The organism is Streptomyces sp. CNB091 (assembly GCF_000377965.1).
Window position 1 is genome coordinate 227,573 of record NZ_KB899001.1, and the last position, 20,693, is coordinate 248,265.

Sequence of the window (20,693 nt, forward strand, 5' to 3'; positions counted from 1 at the left end):
TGTGCCTTTCCTTCGGGTTCGTACGGTGTCGAGTGTGCGGGCCTCCCAGCCCGTCCGGCCCAGACCCCCGGAAGACGGTAGGTGACCGAAAGCCAACTCTGAAGTGTACGTTTCCTCCATTCGCGACGCACTGAATGGATGAACCATCCATGCCGAACACCCCGAACACGCCGAACATGCCGAACATGCCGAACACGCCGAACACGCCGAACACGCCGAACCCTTCCGCGGGCACCCCGCAGGCGACTCCGCCGCCCGGCCCGCCGACCCCGCCCGTCCCGCTGGCCGAGCTCCTGGCGCGCGAGGAGCTGGGCCTGCGCCGGATCGCCGGCCCGGCCGACGCCGATCTGCTCTGGGTGCACACCTCGGAGATGGCCGATCCGTATCCGTATCTGCTCGGCGGCGAACTGCTGCTGAGCGCGGGCGTGCTGCTGACGGACCCGGACCACTACGTCGGCCGGCTGGTGGAGGCGGGGGCGGCGGCGCTGGGTTTCGGGGTGCGGCCGGTGCACGAGACGGTGCCCCGGGCCCTGATCGAGGCGTGCGAGCGGAAGGGCCTGCCGCTGCTGGAGGTGCCTCCGGAGACCCCGTTCACCGCGATCGCGCGGGCGGTATGGCGGCTGATGGCCGAGGCGCGCCACCGCGAGCTGCGCCGGGTGGCCCGCGCCCAGCAGGCGCTGGCGGCGGCTGCGGCCCGCCCCGACCCCGTACCGGCGGTCCTGCACCAGCTCGCGACGCGGCTCGGCGGCCGGGCGGCCCTGCTGACGGCGCGGGGCGAGGAGGTCCACGCGGCGGGCCGCCGCCCGACCCCGGAGGCGGCGGGGGCCCTGACCCGGCTGGCCCGGGTGGTCGCCCGCGAACGCCCCGGCTCCCCCTCCTCGGCCACCGACACCCACGGCGGCACCCACCTGTCCGCGTACGCGCTGGGCGGCGGCGAGGGGCTGGTCCTGGCGCTGGCGACCCGGCGACGGGAGTCCGGCGACCACACGGTGGCGGGCATCGCGGTGGTCCTCCTCTCCCTCCTGGCCGCCCCCCACCAGGGCGCGGACGCGGCGGGCCGTTCGGCGGCGCTGGTCCGCATGCTCCTGGGGGCCTCCCCCGCCGAGGTGGCGCCGCTCCTCGGCTCCACCGGCCCCTGGACGGTGATCCACGCCCTGCGCACGGATGGCACCCCGGCGGACGCCCTGACGGCCGAGGCCCTGGGCGCGTCGCTGGGCACGGCCCTGGTCGACGCGGGACGCGGAGCGGGCGAGGCGGTCCGGCTGCTGCTGGGCCCGGGCGGCGGCGAGGCAGGCTCGGCAGAGGGCGGGGAGCCGCTGACCGACGGTCCTGCGGGGACGGACCCATCACCCCGTTCCGCCCGGCTCACCCCGAGGCCCGGCTGGACGCTCGGCGCGTCCGCGCCCACCCCCGTCACCGCTCTCGCCGCCGCCGACACCCTGGCGGCCCGCGCCCTGGCCCACGCGCGGGCGACCCGTGCCCCGTTGACGGTGGACGCCCCCACGAGCGGCCTCGCCGCGCTGGTACCGCCCGAACAGGCGGCCACCCACGCCCGCGCTCTCCTCGCCCCGCTCACCGCGCCGCTGGCCGACACCCTGCGCTGCTGGCTCTCCCTCCACGGCAGTTGGGACCGTACGGCGGTGGCCCTGGGCGTCCACCGCAACACCGTCCGCCAACGCGTCGGGCGGTGCGGGGAGTTGCTGGGCGCGGACCTGGACGACATGGACGTACGGACGGAGTTGTGGTTCGCGCTGCGGCAGACATGACCACCGGCCCGGGCCCACCGAACACCCCGAACACCCCGAGCACCACAGGCACCACAGGCACCACAGGCACCCCGGGCACCCCAGGCACCCCGGGCACCCCGGGCACAAAAGTCTTCGCGCCTCCGTGGCGCGCTGACTAGTCTCCGCGCATGGCCTCACTCGCGCGGCACCGCCTGTCCCCCGCCGACACCGGCCCGGCGCTGCGCGCCCTGCGCGCGTGGACACCGCCCGACGCCCCGACCGGGAGCCTGCACCCCGGGGACGTGGGCTGGCTCCTGCGACTGGACGACGCGACCGTCTACCTCTGGACCGAGGAACGGGCCGACGCACGGACCGACGAACGGGCCTCCTCACAGGCCGCCTCACAGGCCGAGGTCCGGTCCAGCAGCGACGCGACCAAGTCGGCCCCCGTCGCGGTCGGCTTTCTCGACGGCCCCGTGCTGCGCGTGACCGCCGCGCCCGACGCCGACCTCGGAGCGCTCGCGGCGGACGCGGAGGACCTGCTCGTACCCGGCAACGACGCGACCGACGGCCTGCCCGTGCCCGGCTGGGAGCCGGACACGGAGGAGCCCTGGCTCGTCTTCTCCTGGACCCCGGGGCCGGTGTCGAGCCGCGCGGTACCGGTCACCGGGTCCGCCGCCGCCGACCGGGCGCTGGTGCACCGGGCCGCCTTCGCGGGATCCACGTTCTCCGTGGACCACTGGCGCAGGATGAAGGAGTCCCCCGCGGGCCACCTCGCCGTGGAGACGCTCGTCCGCACGCCCGCCCGGGACCCCGCCGCCGCCGCGACCGGCTGGTTCGGGGGCACGGGCCGATGCGGACTGCTCGAACCGGTCGGCACCCATCCGGACCACCGCGGTCACGGTTACGGGCGCGACGCCGTACGGGGCGCGTGCGCGGCGCTCGCCGACCGGGGTGCGAGCGCGGTGGCCGTCCTGACGCCGGCCGGCAACGAGGCGGCGGCAGCGCTCTACCGGTCGGCAGGATTCACCCTCGTACGCGAGAACCACGACTGGACGCGTCCCAGCCGGGTGTGAACACCGCTTCCCCTCACGTCACGTCACGTCACGTCACATCACATCCCCCTGGTGTGTACTCCACAACCGCCCCTCGGTATGTTGCAGTGGCAAAGGGGGATGGTGTGGCAAGGGATTACGACAGTCAGCTGCTGGAATCGGTGGGGGTACGCCGCCGCAGGACGCGGGACGCCCTGCTCTTCGGCGCGGGGCGCGCACGGCGCACCGCCGACGAGCGGCTCGGGAAGGTATTCGCGGGCATCGCCATCACCGCCGTGCTCTGCGCCGGGTGCGTCGGCTGGTCCTTCCTCCAGCACACGCTGGACAAACAGAAGGCCGAGCAGGAGAAACAGCAGCGGCAGGCGCAGCAGTACGCACCGCCGACGCATTCTTCCGGCCCGGCGAAGGGCCCCTGATCAACTCCGGCCGAGAAACGACGAAGTGGCCGGAAATTCACCAGGCGGGCACCTATCGCAGGCGAGATTTCGCCGAGCTCGGAAATGCGCCAACCACGCCATGCGCTATGCCTAATTGGCCCGAAATTTCGGAACATCACGATGATAGGTTTCCGTAAGTGGTGAGCACAGCAATGACGTCCCGATCGGAACTGAGCCGGGTGACCCTGGTCGGCGAGCGGCGCCGGGCGGACATCGTGCTGCCCTCGGACACACCCATCGGTCAACTTCTGCCGGACATACTGCAGTTGCTCGACGACCGCGCGGCTTCACGGCCGTTGACCCGGCAGTTGATCACCTCCGACGGTTCGGCCCTGCCGCACGACAGCACGCTCGCCTCGGCCGGCGTCAGCGACGGCGCCGTACTGCGCCTGGTCAGGACCCACGCGGCTCCGCCCGCCCCGGTCGTCCACGACGTCACGGACCAGGTGGCCGACAGCCTCGACCTACAGGCCTGGCGCTGGCGTCCGGCCGCTCGCAGGGTCTCCGCCGGGGCGTCGACCGTGGCCTTCGCGGTGATCGCCGCCCTGTTGGCCCGGCGCGAATTCCCGCTCGGCACCCTGGCCGTCGCGCTGGCGGTCGCCACCGTCGTCCTTCTGGTGAGCGGCGCGCTGTGCTCCCGGATCGGAACGGGCAATCGCGGCCTGGCGACCGCGCTGCTGTTCGTCTCGGGCGGCCTCGGCGTCCTCACGGCCTGGACCGCCGCCGACGCGCACGACTGGTCGGGCCCGGCCCGGCTCGCCGCGGTGGCGACGGCGGTGGCCCTGGCCCTGCTGCTGCTCGGGTTCTTCTCGCCGCTCGGCCGCGGTGGCCTGATCGGCGCCGGTGCCAATGCCGCGGTCACCGCGATGTGGGAGGCCGTCGCCGCCGTGGAGCCGGATCCGGCCCGGCTGGGCGCGGTGATGGCGGTGTTCTCCGTGGTGCTGCTCGGCGTGCTGCCCCGGCTCGCGCTGATGGCGTCCGGCCTCACCGCGCTGGATGACCGGCGGTCGGGCGGGGCATCGGTCAGCCGCCACGACGTGGCCGACGCGCTGACTGCCACGCACCGCGGGCTCGCCCTCGCCACCGTGGTCACCGCGGCGTCGGCGACGGCGGCGGGCTGGCTCCTCACGCTGACTGCCCGGCCGACCGTGTGGACGGTGCTCCTGCCCTCGCTGGCAGCGGTGGTGCTGCTGTCGAGGGCTCGCGCGTTCCCCCTGGTGGCCGAGGTGGTGGCCCTGTTCGCCGGCGCGGCGGTCCTGCTCGTACGCCTCGTCATGCTGTGGATGGAGCAGCCCTCCGCCGGCGCGGGCCCCGTCGTGGTGCTCGGCGTGGCGGCGCTGCTGCCCCTGCTCGCCCTGGCGGTGGAGCCTCCCGAGCATGTACGGGTGAGGCTCCGGCGCACCGCCGACCTGATCGAGTCCATCGGCATGGTGGGGCTGTTCCCGCTCGCCATCGGTGTGTTCGGCACCTACGGCCAGTTGCTCGACAAGTTCTGACATTCATGCGCGGGCGGCTCCGGTCGGGGCATCGGAGCGGAGGAGAAGGGCAGACATGCCGAACGCGGACAACTGGCAGGGTGATGTGCTGCGCGATCTGAGGGGGACGCCTCCTCCGCAGCGCGCGCAGAGCCACAGCGCGGCACACGGCCACCATCCGGCACAGGAGCAGCAGCAGCCTCCGCAGGAGCACCCACAGCCACAGCCACAGCCGCCGGAGCAGCCGCAGCCGCGTACGGGTGCGCGAGCACCGGGCCCGAACATCCCCGCGTCGTCCCCCGCTCCCGCCCCTCCCCCGGCACGTGCGCAACAGCCCGCCCGGTCCCCCGACTCACGGCCCGTGATCGACAGCGCGCTGTCCGGTACGGCACGCCGCCCCCGGCAGGGTGAGCCGGCCGCCGCGCGGGTCTCACGCGCGGTACGCCGGATCGTCTCCTCGTCGGCGGCCCGCGAGGTCGACGGGATCACCCGCACCGCCGAGCGGATCCAGCAGCCGGTGACGACCGGTCGGCAGATCGCCGTCACCTCCATCCGGGGCGGTGCGGGCAAGACGACGGTGGCCGCCCTGCTCGGCACGGCGTACGCGCACTACCGCCAGGACCCGGTCCTCCTCGTCGAGGCCGACCCGGCACTCGGCTCGCTGCCCCTGCGTCTCGGCGCCGAGACGCTGCGCTGGACCACGGCCGATCTGGCGGGCATCGTGGAACCGCAGATGTCTCTGCTCGACGTCACCGGATACCTCGTCCAACTCCCCGACAACGCCTGGCTGCTTCCCGGCAGTCAGGGAAGGATCGGGGCGATGCTGGACACAGCGGCGTACGAGCGGGTCATGGTCGCGCTCCGCCGCTACTTCGGGGTGACCGTCGTCGACTGCGAGACGCTGCCCGCCGAGGTCGCCCGGGTCGCGCTCTCCGCCGCCCAGGCCCGGGTACTGGCCGCGCCCACCACACTGGACGGCATCACCAGCACGTACGCGGTCCTCCAGTGGATGCAGGGGCTGCCGCGCCACATGATCGCCGGGACCGTGGTGGCGCTCACGAGCACCACGTCCCGCCCCGGGATCGATGTGGAGGCGGCCGCCGAGAAGCTGCGGTCCACCGGCGCGACCGTCCACGTGCTGCCCCACGACCGGCATCTGGCGGCAGGCGGAGCGCTCCGCACCGAACTGCTCGCCCGGCCGACGCGGCTGGCGGCCACCCGGCTGGCCGCCGAGGTCTTCCACCTCTCCCAGAAGCGCCGGTGACCGCGATGCGGGGCGCTGCGACCGCCACAGCCGAAGCCACAAACGCAGCCGTCGCAGCAGCCACCTCCGCCACTCGCACCACACCCGCCACACCTGCCGCACCCACCGCACCCACCACTTCCGCCACTTCCGCCACTTCCGCCACTTCCGCCACCGCGAACGCCGGACCACGCCCATGAGCACCCGACTGATCCACCGCCCCGCCCGGACCACCCGCCCCCCGGCCGCGCCCGCGCCCCGCACCATCGAGGCCCCGCCCAACCTCCCCGAGGGGAAGGCGGGCAACATCGCGATGTCGCTGCTGCCGGTCGCCGGGGTCATGTCGTCCGTCGTGATGATGACGGTCATCCGCAACAGCCAGTTCGCCGCCCTCGGTGCGATCATCCTCGTGGTCACCGTCCTCGGCTCCGTGGCGCTGCTCTTCTCGCAACGGGGCAAGGCCCAGCGCACCCGACGCACGCAGCGCGAGGCGTATCTCGCCTATGTGGAGGACCTGCGGGAGGAGTTGTCGGGCGAGGAGCGCGTACGGCGTGAGCGCGCCGATGTCCTGAACCCTCCGCCGTACGCTCTGTACGACATCGTGCGGGACCCGGCGCGGCTCTGGGAGCGGCGCAGGGTCGACGACGACTTCCTGCGGGTGCGGGTCGGCACCGGCGAGATGCCCGTACGGGATCTGGGAATCGCCGAGCCGGGCTCGACGGTCCTCACACCGCCCGACCTGTTCATGCTCAACGAGGCCTCGGCGCTGGTGAACCGGTTCCGCAACGGCACCGAACTGCCGCTCACCGTCCCGCTGGACCGGGTCGGCAACGTCAGTGTGATCGGCCCGCGCGAGGACTGTCTGCGGGTGGCCCGTGCCCTGCTGGTCCAGACGGCGGCCCTGCACGCACCCGACGACGTGGCCATCGCCGTCGCGGCGCCGGGTGATCGCATGACCGACTGGGAATGGGCCAAGTGGCTGCCGCACCTGCTCGACACCGAGCAGTTCGACGGGCCCGTGGCCGCCCGCCGCATCGCCCCGTCCGCCCCGCAGCTCGCCCGGCAGATCGGGGCGGAGCTGCGCCGCCGGGCCTCGTACGCGGCCGAGGTCCGCCGGGGCCTGGCCGGCCGGGACGCGCTGTCCATGAACTCCCGGCTGCTCGTCGTCACCGACGGGCACGGCGAGGACGCCGTGGACCTGCCGCGCCCGGACGAGGCCGTCGGCCTGCGTGAGATGGGCGTCACCGTGCTGCATCTGCTGGAGCGGCGGGTGCAGGAACCGGGACACGTCAGCGTACGGATCACGGTCGACGGCACGGACGTGACCATCGAGGAGCTGCGGACGCCGGAGCCCGTGGAGGCGTACGGCACGGTGGACGAGGCGGGCGCCCCGTTCGCCGAGGGTCTGGCCCGGATGCTCGCGCCGCTGCGGCTGTCCGCCGAGTCCCTGGCGGACGCCCCGCTCTCCGGACCGGTGGAGTTCGCGGCGATGCTCGGCGTCGACGACGTGGCCCGGCTCGACCTGGAACGGCTGTGGGCGCCGCGCGGCGAGCGCGCCTTCCTGCGCGTCCCGATCGGCATCAGCGACTCCCACGAGCCGGTGCTGCTGGACCTCAAGGAGTCCTCGGAGCTGGGGATGGGCCCGCACGGGCTGTGCGTGGGCGCGACGGGCTCGGGCAAGTCGGAGCTGCTGCGGACCCTGGTCCTCGCCCTGGTGGCCACCCACCCGCCGGAGGACCTGGCGCTCGTGCTGGTCGACTACAAGGGCGGGGCGACGTTCGCGCCGTTCGCGGACCTGCCGCACGTGGCCGGGGTCATCACCAATCTGGAGAACCAGGCGGGGCTCGTCGAACGGGTCCACTCCTCCCTCGCCGGTGAGGTCAAGCGCCGCCAGCAGGCCCTCAAAGACGCGGGGAACGTCGCGGACGTCGGGGACTACGCGGCTCTGCGCGCCGAGAAGCGGCCGGATCTGGATCCGCTGCCGCACCTGTTCGTGGTGATCGACGAGTTCGGCGAACTGCTCACCGCGAAACCGGACTTCATCGATCTGTTCCTCTCCATCGGCCGGATCGGCCGCTCCATCGGCGTGCATCTGCTGCTCTCCAGCCAGCGCATCGAGGGCGGCAAGCTCAAGGGCCTGGACACCTACCTGTCCTACCGTCTCGGCCTGCGGACCTTCTCCGCCGACGAGTCGCGCACCGTCCTGGACACGACGGACGCCTTCCACCTGCCTCCGCTGCCCGGGTTCGGCTATCTGAAGGTCGACACGAGCCACTACGCCCGCTTCAAGGCGGGCTACGTCTCGGGCGGCTACCGCGGTCCGGTCCGCGGCGCCGACGAGGAGGAGACCGGCCCGCTGGCGCTGCCGTACGAGGCGTACAACACCCTGGCCGGACCGGACGAGACTCGCCAGTCCGGGGAGCCGACGTCCCGTCGCCGCGAGACGGGTCCGACCGAACTAGGCGTTATGGTCGCCCAGTTGACCGGGTCGGCACCGCCCGTACGGAGCATCTGGCTGCCGCCCCTGCCGACGGCCACCGCGCTGGACACCGTCGCCGGTCCGCTGGACATCGGACCGCGCGGAATGCGGCTGACCGGGGCGGTCGCGGACGGGAGCCGGCGGCCTCTCCGCGTTCCCGTCGGGCTGCTCGACGACCCGGCCAGGCAGTGGCAGGGGCAGTGGTTCCTGGACCTCACGACGGCGGGCGGCCACGCGGCGGTCATCGGCGGCCCCCAGTCGGGCAAGACGACGCTGTTGCGCACACTCGTCCTCTCCCTCGCGCTCACCCACACCCCGCGCGAGATCGGCGTCTACGGACTGGACCTGGTCGGCGGCGGCCTCCAGGCGCTCTCGGGCCTGCCGCACGTCGGCGGTGTCGCGGGCCGCGCCGACCGGGAACGGGCGGCCCGCACCGTCGAGGAGGTCCGCACGATGCTCGCGCTGCGCGAGGACCTCTTCCGCGAGCACGGCATCGACTCGGTCGAGCAACTGCGCACCCTGCACGCGGCCGGCCGGCTGCCCGAACTCGCGTCGGCCGAGGTCCTCCTCGTCATCGACGGATTCGGCGCGCTGCGCGACGACTTCGACGAGCTGGACGACACGATCGCCGACATCCTCAAGCGCGGCGGCGGTTACGGCATCCACGTCGTCGCGTCCATGCTGCGCTGGAACGACGTACGCATCGCCATCCAGTCCAACTTCGGCACCCGCGTCGAACTGCGCCTCAACGACCCCGGCGAGTCCAGCATCGACCGCAAGCTCGCCGAGACCCTGTCACCCGGTGAGCCCGGGCGGGTCCTCACCGACGGGCGGCTCTTCGCCCAGGTGGCGCTCCCCCGTACGGACGGGATCGCCGACACGGCGGACCTCGGCGCGGTCCTGGAGCGTACGGCGCGTACGGTCCGGGCCACCTGGAGCGGCGAAGTGGCGCAACCGGTGCGCGTGTTGCCGCACCTTCTTGAGCCGCACTCACTGCCGGGGCCGGCGGCCGAGCCCACACGCGTACCGATCGGGCTCGACCAGTCGGCGCTCGCGCCCGTACTGCTCGACCTGTTCCAGCACGATCAGCACCTGCTGGTGCTGGGGGACAGCGAGTGCGGCAAGACGAACCTGCTGCGGACCGTCGCGCACGGTCTCATCGACCGCTACGGCGAAGACGAGTTGGTGTTCGCCGTGATGGACCCGCGACGCTCACTGCGGGGCGCGGTCCCGGAGGAGTTCAACGGGGGTTACGCGTACAACTCCAAGCTGTGCGCCGGTCTTTCGGCGGGCATCGCCACCGAGCTGGAGAAGCGCCTGCCCGACGAGAACGCCCGGCTGGAGGACCTGGAGCCCGGCAACTGGGGCGCGGGCCCGCGGATCGTCGTCCTCGTCGACGACTACGACGTCCTCACCACCGCCGGACAGTCACCGCTGTCGCCGTTCCTGCCGTACATCCCCTCGGCGGTCGACATCGGCCTCCACTTCGTTCTGACGCGCCGGGTCGCCGGCGCCTCCCGGGGCATGTACGAGCCGCTGGTACAGGGTCTGCGGGAGTCGGGGGCCTCGGCGCTCCTGATGGCCGGCGACCGCAGCGAGGGCCAGTTGTTCCCCGGCGTGTACGCATCCCAACAGGCTCCCGGACGAGGCGTCTTCGTCCGCCGTGGGCAGCCCAACCGCCTGATCCAGACGGTGTACGCGCCGATGTGAAGCTCCTCGGCGCGGAACAGCGCCCGCCCGTGCGTGACCACCGCGGAACGACGAAGGACCGAAAGGGGACGACCACTCCATGACCAAGGACGTCATCGCTCTCACCCCTCGTATGCCCGACCCGTGGGCCGTACTGGCGGGCCTGCTCTCCGGCGGCCCGGACAGGCTGGTGGGCACGCGGAGCGAGGGCGCGGTGATCCAGCTCTGCGACACGGAGGGACGCCCGCTCGTCTCCGTGGAGGCCCCGCTGCTGGTCTCCGTCGAGGGTGAGGCCGAGCGGCTGCTCGGCGCCACGGCCCCGCCGGTCCCGTACTGGTGGACGGAGGCCCGCGCCACCACGGGCGTCGCGGAGGCGGAGCAGCTCGCGGGGGTCTTCGCGACCCGGCTCGCCGCGTTGGTGGGCGGTTCCGCCTGGCCGCCGGACACGGCGGGATCGCTCGCCGTGGTGAAGGCCGACGGCGTGAGCGTCGCGCCGGAACCCGCCGCCGCCCAGCCGGCCATCGACGTGCTCACCGGCAAGGTCGCGGTGGTCATCCAGGACCGCCCGGTGGTGGCGATGACGGCCTGGCTGTCCGACGCCTTCCGGGCGGCGGCGAAGGCGGGTCTCGGCATCCAGATCGTCAGCCCGGCGGGCACCACGCTCTCCCCCGCCGTACGGGACGCGCTGGGCGGCTGGCCGTCCCGCTGGATCGTCCAGGACGAGCGGGACGGCTACTACGACGGCCTGACCGGGGCCGTGCTGCGCTGGCAGGACGGCGCGTTCGACCCGGTGCTCTCCCCCGACGCCACGGAGGACGACCCGCGCACCCCGGTGGCGGCCGCCTACCAGGAGGTCCACGACACCGGCGACCGCCAACTGGGCCTGACCTTCCGCATGGTGCACCCGGCAGACGAGCGGCTGGTGCTGGGCGGCGGCCTGGAGACGGTGTGGCGGGAGCTGACGGGCGAACCGCCGGCCGGCTGGGGCACGTCGGAACCGGCGACCCTCCCCTGGTCCCCGGGCCGGCTGACCGACGTCGCGTTCGAACGGGCACCGGAACCCACCTGGTTCGTCGTGGTCGGCACCCGCTCGCGACCGGGCATCGCGACCGTGCGCGTCACGCGGACGAAGGCCGGCGTGGAGGAGGAGGTCACCCTCGCCTTCGGCTACGGCGCCGACGAGGAGCCTCCGCTGGAGGTCCTGCCCGCGGCCGCCGAGGCGCTCGCCACGCGCCACCACCTCCAGTCGATGCTCGTACAACTCCGCAAAGCGCGCCGCGATGTGGCCGTACCGCCGCGCTTCGAGGGCCCCGGGGTCCCGCTGGCCTTCGTGCTGGGGGCGGAGGAGGTCCGCGCGATGCCCGGAGACCGGGCGCGACGCACACCCCTGGCGGAACAGCCGGTGCGGCTCGGCCCGAGAACCAGGCCGGCGCTGTACTACCCGCTGCCGGGGAACCCCTCGGATCTGGCGGGGTGGCAGGAGTTCGAGAGGCTGATGCGGCACCTCAAAGGGGCATAGGGGCCTACAGGTCTCGCCTGTCACAATCTGGCTGATTGCAGACTGCAGTAGTGATACGAGGGCTGATAGACGTTGACGGGCAAGGATGTACGCGCAGGTACGCGTGCGTTCGGTCGGTGTCATCGATGCATGCGATGTAACGGGGGATGTCATGAAGTTCGACATGGGGGCGTCGGTCCTGTCGAGGCTGTTGTCGGATTCGCAGGGTGCGAGTACGGATCTGGGGACGCTGATCCAGCAGTTGATCGCGGCGGCAGAGCCGTTGGAGGGGAAGTTCAACGGGGCGGGGAAGGTCGCGTTCGATGATTTCAAGGCGCGTTCGGACGAGATCACCAAGGCGTTGAACGCGTCGTTGTCGGGGATTCTGGGTGGTCAGTCGGGGATGGACGCGGCGTTCGGTTCGGGTGATCAGGAGCAGGACGAGAACGCGAAGTCGCAGATGGCGTCGGCGAATTTCGACGCGGCGCGTTTCGGCGGCCGCTGAAAGCGGTCATGGTGACCGGCTCGGCCACACTTTTCTGTCTGACGGGGAGTTGAAGGACTGATGGCGGGCAGCACGGATCGGCGTTCGTACGACACGGGGGCTTCGACCGAGGTACAGGCGGCTCTCCAGGTGGTGATCGGCCGCTTGGAGCAGGTGATCACGGCGCGGGACGCGCAGGTGAGAGCGGCGATGAACGACTTCGCGGCCGATGGCGTGGCGGACGAGTACCACGGCAAGGAACTGCGATGGAACGCGACGTCGCAGGAGGTGCGGAACATCATCCGGCTGCTGAGGACGACGTTGGAGAAGAACGACGGCACGGCCGCGCAGACGCTGGCGCGGGCAAAGGCCGCGGTCGACGGCATCGGCTGACCGCCGGGGGCAGGTGTTCACCCACCCTGCAGGGTGGGTCGGTTTCGTTGTGCGTACGGGGGCGTCAGATGACCGGGTGGGATATCAAACCGCAGGGCGTACGGGGCCAGTTGAAGGTAGTCGGCGGGCACGCCGCTGAGCTGGAGGAGGCGCTGAACGCGTTGATGACGCACCTGTCCGAGGCGGCGGAAGCAGCGGGGACCGCGGTGCCAGGGGGTACGGAGGTGGGGCAGCCGGTGGGTCCGGTGATTCCGCGCCGACAGGCCGGCCCGGTGGAGGCGCTCGTGGACACCCCGGCGATGACGGGTCCGGTGGCGGCGGCGCTGGGTGCGTACGTGACGGCGCGGCAGGCGCAGCTGAAGTCGATGTCCGAGCGGATCCAGGCGGCGGTGCTGGGTGCGGCGACGGCGACGAACGAGTACGTGGAGGGTGATCTCGACACGGCGAAGCAGGCGCAGGACGCGGCGAAGGCGGTCCGTCTGGACGTGCTGAAGGAACTGCGGGGTGGGAAGTGAGCGACAAGGAGCCGGTCGACCCGTCTGGCATTCCGGTGTTCACCGGGGATCTGGCGGTGCTGGGCCAGAAGGTGACCGCTGTGGTCGGGGACGGGGAGAAGATCGCGTCGGCCACGGGTGATATCCACAGCAGTTTCGGCGGGCTCCAGGCGTTCTACAAGGCTCCGGAGGCCGATCAGCTGTTCGCGACAACGCAACCGGTCGCGTACCGCGGGGCCGCGCTGGAGTGGGACCTGACGAGCATCGCCGGCGCGCTCGGCGCGTACGCGGACGACGCGCAGCCGCTGGTGGAGAAGCTGAAGCGGCTCAAGCGAGAGGCGTCGGCCTTCCTGGACGAGACGAACGCGGACGACAAGTGGCGCGAGGACGGCGGCCTGGTCGAGGAGAACAACCGCCGTCGTGGAGAGATCGCCGAGACGTGGGCGGCGTTCCAGGCGGCGGAGCGCGCCTGCTACAACAAGATCATCGCGCTGGTGCCCGGCGGCAAGCCGCTCAAGACCGACGACGGCTCCGGCGGCAAAGGCAAGTACGGATACGACGCCGAGGTCCTGAAGCAGGTCAAGGGCCTGCCGTGGGGCGACCCGGTCAAGGAGTCCACCCCGTGGTGGCACGTCCACGAACACGTCTACGACTTCGGGAAGGGCTTCGTCGTGGACGGCGTCTTGGCCACGGTCAAGGGCCTGGGCACCCTGGCCGGGTTCGACGGCTGGGACAGCATGAAGCAAGCCTGGACCGGTCTCGCGCAACTCTCCATCGCCGTGTCCATCACCGTGGCAACCACAGGCGCCGGGGGGGCGTACCTTCTCACCACGCCCGAGGAGAAGCTGCCCTCCTGGCTGCGGGGGCCGGGCCGGGCGATGAAGGAGACCGGCAAGGCCCTCATCGCCTACGACCAGTGGGGCGAGAACCCGGCCCGCGCCGGCGGTGCGGTCACCTTCAACGTCCTGACGACCGTCTTCACCGGCGGCACCGGAGGCGCGGCCTCCGGCGCCGGCAAGGCGGCGGCCGCGGCCAAAGCGCTGTCGCTCGCGAACAAGGCGGGCCGCTACGCCGACCCGACGACGTACCTCTTCAAGGGCGCGAGCACCGGCCTCACCAAGATCAGCGACGTCATGGCCGGCCTCAAGGGCACGGGCAACATCGAGATCCCCCCACTGCCGAACACCGTCTTCACGCTCCCGGAGGGCGGCATCCGCCTCTCCGACGGAACGGTCAGCCTGCCCGAGGGGGCAGCAATCCCGGAGGGCGCGGTCAAGCTGCCAGACGGGACGGTCAAACTCCCCGAAGGAGTCACCGCCCTCCCCGAAGGCACCGTCAGGTCACCACTCGATCATGGCCCGGCCTATATAGGCCGCGAAGGCAACCTCTACAACGAAGACGGCAGCATCGCCCAACGCGCCGAAGATTCCAAGGCCGAAAAGACTCCTGGGGACATCAACACAACCCCACCCCGCATCGAGAAGCCTGCACCCGAACCCACTCTGATCGACGCAGGGCGGACCGTCCACAGCGGTCCGGGAATCCCATTCCGCACTGACAGCAGCCCGGGCGACCATGTCAACGTCCCGGAGCGGTCTCGGGGAAGCCACCCAAGTCACCAGACACCCCAAAACTCTGTGGGCGGCAGCGGACGGGGGGAGAGTTTCAGCGGAGACCCCCTTGAGCCAGCAGTCGGCCATGGGCGCTCAAGCGAATCTGTGACAGGACGACCAGACACCTCGGCCAACGACATCAGCAGCGGCTCCACTGGAGGGCCTCACCATTCGTCCGATGCTTCGGGCGGGCCTACTGGTGGCTTCCCGGACGAGCCGGCCGTTGTTCGCCCAGATGGCCAGCCCCAAGATCAAGGTGGGGGTCTGCCCGAGGATCCACACAGTCAGCACGTCAACAGTCTCGATCACCCACCGCTGGAAGCGGCCTCTGCGGTCAGGCCGGACGGTGCCCGCTACGTTGACGAGCCCAGCGAATACTCGGGGAGAATCTTCGACGAGATCCGTGCTACGCCCGACTCGGTCGACCTCCCCGTCATTTCCGAACGGACAGGGATCAGCGAGGTTGTGCTACAGCACGTGAAAACCCACATGTTCCGCTCAGAGCATGTAGTCGTCTCGGAAAAGGGCGTAGCCAGGGAAGGGCTCTTCACTCCACGCGACGATATCGCCGACTTGTGGCAGGCAGCACTGCATCGAGAGCTCGACGGGAACGAAGCCGTGAAGTTCCAGCGGTTGATGGCTCATGAGTACATTGAAAGTCACCTCATGAAAGCTGGCCTCCCTTACCTCTACGACCATCCGCGATCCTGGACAGTCGACATGGTCAACGGTGTCGCTGACGGCCACTACCGAACCTGGCCAAGCAACTGGCGGGATGCCGGAGCCCACGAACTCACCATCAGTGAGCGCAGAGGCGGGTTCGCACAGTGGGAGACGCTCGGACTGCAAGCGCCTAAGGTTGAGTTGACACCAGACCTCTCCAATATTGACGAGGTCATGGAAGCAGCCTTTCAAGTACTGCGATCGAATGGAATCGAACTGAAATGACCGATGAGCTAAGCGTTGCCACCCTGCGAAGGCTGAGTCTAATTGACTGGGCCGACAGCTGGAAACCTGCTTTGACGCATGCCCAGTCTCGCCGCCTACTGATGCATGAATACCTCAGGCGATCCGCATTGTGGGCCAAAAATTTCGACGCCGAGAGCTCATGGCCATTTTTTGACATCACCGAGTTCATCAACCCGAGTTTCCACCTCCCTTCAGATCTGAGCTATGAGCTTGATGCTCTCCTTAGAAAGGTTTCGTACAGCGCCCGAAAGACGTGCGCGGGAGCTGTACGGCTATCGGCCATGGGCCCACCGAACTTCGGCAGGAGCACACACCTCCCTGACCTTTACAAGCCTCTGATTCTCTTTTATGAGCGGGGAGGGGAATTCCTCCAGGACGGAGCAGGCTTTATCGACCTGACTGGGATTTCCATCAAAATGAAGAGCCTTGCGGAACATCTAGACTCTATGCCATTTCTGTCGCTCTGCACTACCACGCTTGACGCAATGGACGCCAAGGGGGCGATCTCCTACTACAAGGTGACAGAAGGATCGGATCCGGGCGTCATCCGTCGCAGATCTACGGATGACGCAAAAAATTTGGATGAGACTATCCGCAGCAAAGGCTCCTGGGAGCGGACGGATAAGCTCAAGCTCACAGAGAGGGGGGAATCAGATATCACATACGCCCAGATTGGCGACATTGAAGCCGCCAAGATGATCGAGCAGATCCTCGGAGTTGCCCCTAATCATCGGCGAGGGAGCTAAAGTGCGATGCTGCCGTAGATGTCTGCGGCGCTGTCCTCGCTGAGGGTCCAGTAGGTCTTGTGGAGTTTTAGGGCGCCTGCGAGGGCGGGTGTGCACCGACATGCTCCGGAGGTTTCTCAGCCCCGGGCCCTGCGGGCAGTGCGTGGCGGATGATCCCTATAGCAATGGAAGGGTCCCCATGCTGATGTCGAAGTCGCCTGCCTCGTCAACGCCCGCCGAATTACCTCGATATCGAATCCGACCACCTACCCAAGCGCCGCCTCCAGCGCACCTGACTCGGCGAATTCTCCATTTGATCCCACAGTGCCGGGAGCAATGCCGCCCTACCCTCTACCCTGAAGCACCCCAGGTCACCACAATGCAGGTCGGATCGACCCTCTTCGCTGTGACCATCGCAAACGAGGGGCAAGTGGAATGCCGAATCGGCAGGAAGCTCCATTCCATCCCCGCCACCGGCCTCGTTCATTCGCTGATGCGGGCACCTGGCTGTCGGCTTTCTGGCTGGCCGTCATCTGCCGCGACCAGGAACGCCTGACCCAGCTCAGCGAGATTCCCCTGGAACGGCTGCGCTCACCCGAGGGCTCCTACGACGAGTACATCTACCACTGGGTCGACACCCTCCAGAGCTGGTGGCTCCGCCGCCCCAATCTCGCGGACAAGCTCATCGCCACCATCGAGGCATCCGACCCCGCCGTCGCCCGCATCGCACCACAAGACCTGCTCCAGGCCGTGCTCTACCCGCCGATCAGCCTCTTCTACCACTACGTCCGCAACGACCGGGACGGCTTCGCCCCCGCCCTCGCAGACGCCCTCAAACTCCACAAGACCTACTGGACCCTCAACGAGGACCGCGCCACAGACATCGACGGCAGCATCGCACTCGGCCCCCTCGCCATCGCCTGCCTCGCCTACGACGCCGACTTCCCCCTCGATATCGAATCCGACTACCTCCCCAAGCACCTCCTCCAGCGCACCTGGCTCTGCGAATTCCCCACCTGGTCCCCAGGACCACAAGCGGTACCGGCGACCTTCTACCCTTTTCACCATGGGCGTGTGCATCGATGTGCTGATCGTCGACTGGGACCACCTCATGTCGGTACCGGAGGATCAGCACTACGCAGTGCTGCACGAGGCCGGCACCTCGGTGGACGAAGAGTGGTGGGATGCCGAGCCGAACCGTCCGTCGTCTGTCGGGCCTCAGTGGTTCTGGCCCTCTCCCCCGGCCGTGGGCTGGTTCGGGAAGTTCAACTTCGGGGACGTCGGCTACTCGTACAAGGATCATTTCTGGGCGGGTGAGCGGTGGGAGGAGATCCGGTCATTCGTCGAGCCGGGGCTGCGCTCAGCCGTGGACCGGTTCATCGATCCCCTTTTCTGGGGCGGGCTTGAGTACATGTCCGATCGGAACGCCGACGACCCGTTGCTCATGTCGGGAGATGAGTCCAGTGCACCTTCGGACCATCTGTTGTGGTGTCGGCCAGACGCTGTCTCCTCGCTGAAGCGTCTCTCGGATTCCGTCGACCCTGAACTGGGCTCACTGAGAGGCCCGTTCGGACAGTACGCTCGCGCCGATTTCGGCTCACTCAATGGCTTCGACGCCTTCGCCGGGCTGCTCCGAGGATGGGGGGACGTCATCGGTCAGGCCGAGCTGCGTGGTTGGGGTGTCGTCGTGCTGCGCTGCTGAGGTCGGGCGCGCAACGATGCCCGGCGTGAGCGGATGGATCAGCCTCAGCCGACCCTACGCGTGGGCCCCGGCCCGCTCACCTCTCCTGGTCTCGCTCGCCGTCCTCGATCCGCTTGCCGCCCTGCTCCTGCTGCGCGGCAAGCGGATCGGGAGCAAGGAACGCCTCACCCCAGCCAGCCCCCGAAGCGGACCGCCGACGGCTTCACGCCCAGGCTCGACTCGCCGAAGGAGACGCTGCCCTTCACCGCCGGGCCCGTGCGGCTGCCCTTGAAGAGCCAGACGCCGCCCTGGTTGATGTTCTCCCCGAGGGCCGCCACCGCCAGCGTGGCCGGTACGCCCTTGGCCGGGGCCACTACGTGGACCTCGCCGCCGAACGCGTCGCCGTTCTCGTCGACTCCGGGGACGTTCGCCGTGGACTGGCCGATCACCTTCGTGCCGGCGGCCGTGATGCCCGAGGCGCGGCCCTTGAAGACCAGGACCCCGCCGGCGTCCTTGGCCGGGCCCACGTCCTCGCCCGGCAGGCCGACGACGACCTCGCCGTAGCCGTCGCCGTCCAGGTCTCCCACCGAGGCGCTCGCGCCCAGGTCGTCGCCCGTCTCGTCCGCACCCGGCACGCCTGCGGTGGCCTGGGTGATCCACTTCGGTTTCACGGCGGTGTTCTGGCCCTTGGGGCCTCCGAGGACGACCGCCACCGCGCCACCCTTGCTCGGGAAGTCCAGGTCGCTGTCCATGCCGGTGGGCCGGCGGGTGAAGACCAGGTCCGGGTAGGCGTCGCCGTTGACCGAACCGACCGTCACCGTGGAGTGCTTCAAGTACGTCCCAGGCGCGGTGACGATGGGCGTGTGGGTGAAGCCCGTACCCGTCGACAGGTACAGCGACCGCCCGCCGCAGTCCGGCTCGTCGTCGCAGCCACTGCTCACCAGCAGATCGTCCTTGCCGTCGTTGTTCACGTCCACGACCTGCACTCGCTCGAAGACGGTGACGCCGTTGGCGGTGAGCGCCGTGCGCGTGCTGCCGACCGAGCCGTCCGCGCCGATGTTCTCGTCCAACACGATCTTTCCGACCCACTCGGTGCGGTCGATGCCGGCCGCGTCCGTCCGGCCGTCGCCGTCGAAGTCGCCCACCGCGTACCCCTGGCCCCGGTACACGACGGCCCGGGTGCCGAGGCCGCTCCTGCCGCCGAACAGGATGACCCGCGGGCCGTTGCCGGCCGAGACCAGCAGGTCGGTGTACCCGTCCCGGTCGATGTCGGCGGGCGTTCCCGCGCCGAAGCGGGCGTTCGCGGCGGCCGTGCCGGGAACCCCGGACGTGTTCTGGTTGATCACCCGGTGGCGTGCCGGGCTGACGCCCTTCGCGTCGCCCGGGTAGACCACCAGGTACCCGGCCTTCTTGAGGCCGGACACGGTCCCGTCCGGCACCGAGGCGTACATGTCCTGGTATCCGTCCCCGTTGAAGTCGACCTGTTGACGCGCGGCGGCCACCGGCGCGGCTGCCACCGCCATACCGGAGAAGGCCGGTGCGGCGGCAGCCGTGGTCGCGAGCGTCACGAAGATCGCCGAAGCGGTACGGAGTCGAGAAGTCTTCATCGCGTTCATCCCCCTGATGTGCGCACGTGCTCACTGCTGAGGAAGACCATCCGTGCCGCGAATGGTTGTGTACTTCGGGACCGATCCCTTTGCGTCGGAGGGTGGCTCCGGCGTCATCTTCTTGCGTTATTGGCAAGCCGACATGCATCTGGCGCAAGAACCCGTACCCTCGATTTCATGGCTCACGAACACGAACACCAGCACCAGCACCAGCACCAGCACGGTCATGCGGCTCACTCCCACGACCCCACCGCGACGCCGAACGGTCTCCCCGAGATCCTCGACCTCGACGCCGCCCTCTTCGCGCCCCACCTGACCGCGCTCACCGGCCGTATCGCCTGCCTCGCCGGTGATGACGTCCGGAACATCGTCGACCTCGGCTCGGGCACCGGGACCGGCACGTTCGCCCTGCTGGAGCGTTTCCCCACCGCCCGGGCGACCGCCGTCGACAGCTCCCCCGAGATGCTGGAGCGGCTCGCCTCGGCGGCCCGGGCCCGCGGGCTCGGCGACCGCGTGCACACTCTGGAGGCCGACGCCGGCGCGGGGCTGCCCGGGGTCGTCGACGCCGACCTCGTCTGGGCGTCGGCGTCCCTGCACCACCTGGACGACCCCGCCACCGCCCTGGCCGGCATCCGCGCCGCGCTGCGCCCCGGCGGGCTGCTGGCCGTCGCGGAGGTGGACGGGATGCCGACCTTCCTGCCGGAGGGCGGGAAGGCGGGCGCGCTGGAGCGCCGCTGCCGGGCGGCCCTCGACGGCCTGCATGCCGAGCAGTTGCCGCACCGGGGAGCCGACTGGGGCTCGCTGCTGGCGGCCGCCGGCTTCTCCGTCGAGCAGGAACGCGCCGAGCCGTGGGAGCTGCGCGCCCCGCTGCCCGAGGGGGCGGGCCGGTACGCCCACCTCGTCTTCGAGCGCATCCGCGACAACCTGGTCGGGCGCGTCTCGCCGGAGGACCTGGCCGCGCTCGACCGGCTCATCGACGGCGGTCCTGAGGACGTACGTCACCGGGACGACCTCGTCGTACGGTCGACCCGTGAGACCTGGATGGCCCGCCGCCCCGCCCGCCGCCCCGCCTGACGCCGGGGCCCGCCCGGCCCGGTCCGGCCCGGTCCCCCCGGTCCCGGTCA

The 20,693-nt window shown here is 70.4% G+C and carries 15 protein-coding genes and 1 pseudogene; 15 read left to right on the plus strand and 1 reads right to left on the minus strand.

The genetic code is table 11. The features are described 5' to 3' along the window. The first annotated feature begins 185 nt into the window (after nt 1–185). The 14 genes and pseudogenes from D581_RS0121920 to D581_RS0121985 all read left to right on the plus strand — a co-directional run bounded on the left by D581_RS0121920 (nt 186) and on the right by D581_RS0121985 (nt 17,983). Nucleotides 186–1,766, plus strand: a complete 1,581-nt coding sequence (locus D581_RS0121920) for a PucR family transcriptional regulator (RefSeq protein ID WP_032752882.1) — start codon at nt 186–188, stop codon at nt 1,764–1,766. Nucleotides 1,767–1,915: 149 nt separating this feature from the next. Continuing rightward, nucleotides 1,916–2,803 (plus strand): GNAT family N-acetyltransferase, encoded by an 888-nt coding sequence (locus D581_RS0121925; RefSeq protein WP_018959349.1) that lies wholly within the window; start codon nt 1,916–1,918, stop codon nt 2,801–2,803. Nucleotides 2,804–2,907: 104 nt separating this feature from the next. Continuing rightward, complete coding sequence (locus tag D581_RS0121930; RefSeq protein WP_026290775.1) at nt 2,908–3,198, plus strand: hypothetical protein; 291 nt, start codon at nt 2,908–2,910, stop codon at nt 3,196–3,198. A gap of 173 nt (nt 3,199–3,371) precedes the next feature. After that, on the plus strand, nt 3,372–4,715 hold the full coding sequence (eccD, locus tag D581_RS0121935) for a type VII secretion integral membrane protein EccD (protein WP_018959351.1): 1,344 nt from the start codon (nt 3,372–3,374) through the stop codon (nt 4,713–4,715). A gap of 55 nt (nt 4,716–4,770) precedes the next feature. Then, a complete protein-coding gene (locus D581_RS01000000137540; protein WP_032752868.1) occupies nt 4,771–5,958 on the plus strand; it encodes a MinD/ParA family ATP-binding protein in 1,188 nt (395 codons plus the stop codon). A gap of 175 nt (nt 5,959–6,133) precedes the next feature. Then, nucleotides 6,134–10,126: a type VII secretion protein EccC gene (locus tag D581_RS0121945; protein WP_018959353.1), complete on the plus strand. Its 3,993-nt coding sequence runs from the start codon at nt 6,134–6,136 to the stop codon at nt 10,124–10,126. A gap of 79 nt (nt 10,127–10,205) precedes the next feature. Beyond that, nucleotides 10,206–11,624 carry a DUF6177 family protein gene (locus tag D581_RS0121950; RefSeq protein ID WP_018959354.1) on the plus strand — a complete coding sequence of 473 codons (1,419 nt, stop codon included), beginning with the start codon at nt 10,206–10,208 and terminating at the stop codon, nt 11,622–11,624. A 151-nt stretch (nt 11,625–11,775) separates the two neighbouring features. Continuing rightward, nucleotides 11,776–12,108, plus strand: coding sequence for a hypothetical protein (locus D581_RS0121955; protein WP_018959355.1), 333 nt, complete (start codon nt 11,776–11,778; stop codon nt 12,106–12,108). 60 nt (nt 12,109–12,168) lie between these two features. Next, entirely contained in the window at nt 12,169–12,480 is a 312-nt protein-coding gene (locus tag D581_RS0121960) for a pore-forming ESAT-6 family protein (protein WP_018959356.1), read from the plus strand. Between the two features lie 68 nt (nt 12,481–12,548). Then, nucleotides 12,549–12,995, plus strand: a complete 447-nt coding sequence (locus D581_RS0121965; protein ID WP_018959357.1) for a DUF6507 family protein — start codon at nt 12,549–12,551, stop codon at nt 12,993–12,995. After that, a complete protein-coding gene (locus D581_RS1000000141685) occupies nt 12,992–15,535 on the plus strand; it encodes a hypothetical protein (RefSeq protein WP_018959358.1) in 2,544 nt (847 codons plus the stop codon). Before D581_RS0121965 ends, D581_RS1000000141685 begins: the two co-directional genes overlap by 4 nt. Further along, entirely contained in the window at nt 15,532–16,302 is a 771-nt protein-coding gene (locus D581_RS1000000142195; protein ID WP_486585868.1) for a hypothetical protein, read from the plus strand. Before D581_RS1000000141685 ends, D581_RS1000000142195 begins: the two co-directional genes overlap by 4 nt. A gap of 414 nt (nt 16,303–16,716) precedes the next feature. After that, nucleotides 16,717–17,205 (plus strand): annotated as a pseudogene (locus tag D581_RS1000000139925) (immunity 49 family protein); the annotation flags it as partial. A gap of 142 nt (nt 17,206–17,347) precedes the next feature. Next, entirely contained in the window at nt 17,348–17,983 is a 636-nt protein-coding gene (locus D581_RS0121985; protein WP_018959361.1) for a hypothetical protein, read from the plus strand. A 164-nt stretch (nt 17,984–18,147) separates the two neighbouring features. Here the strand turns inward: D581_RS0121985 and D581_RS0121990 are convergent, their stop codons facing one another. Then, complete coding sequence (locus D581_RS0121990) at nt 18,148–19,569, minus strand: FG-GAP and VCBS repeat-containing protein (RefSeq protein ID WP_486585869.1); 1,422 nt, start codon at nt 19,567–19,569, stop codon at nt 18,148–18,150. Between the two features lie 177 nt (nt 19,570–19,746). Here D581_RS0121990 and D581_RS0121995 point away from each other — a divergent pair, with 177 nt between their 5' ends. After that, nucleotides 19,747–20,643, plus strand: a complete 897-nt coding sequence (locus D581_RS0121995) for a class I SAM-dependent methyltransferase (RefSeq protein ID WP_018959363.1) — start codon at nt 19,747–19,749, stop codon at nt 20,641–20,643. The last annotated feature ends 50 nt before the right edge of the window (nt 20,644–20,693 follow it).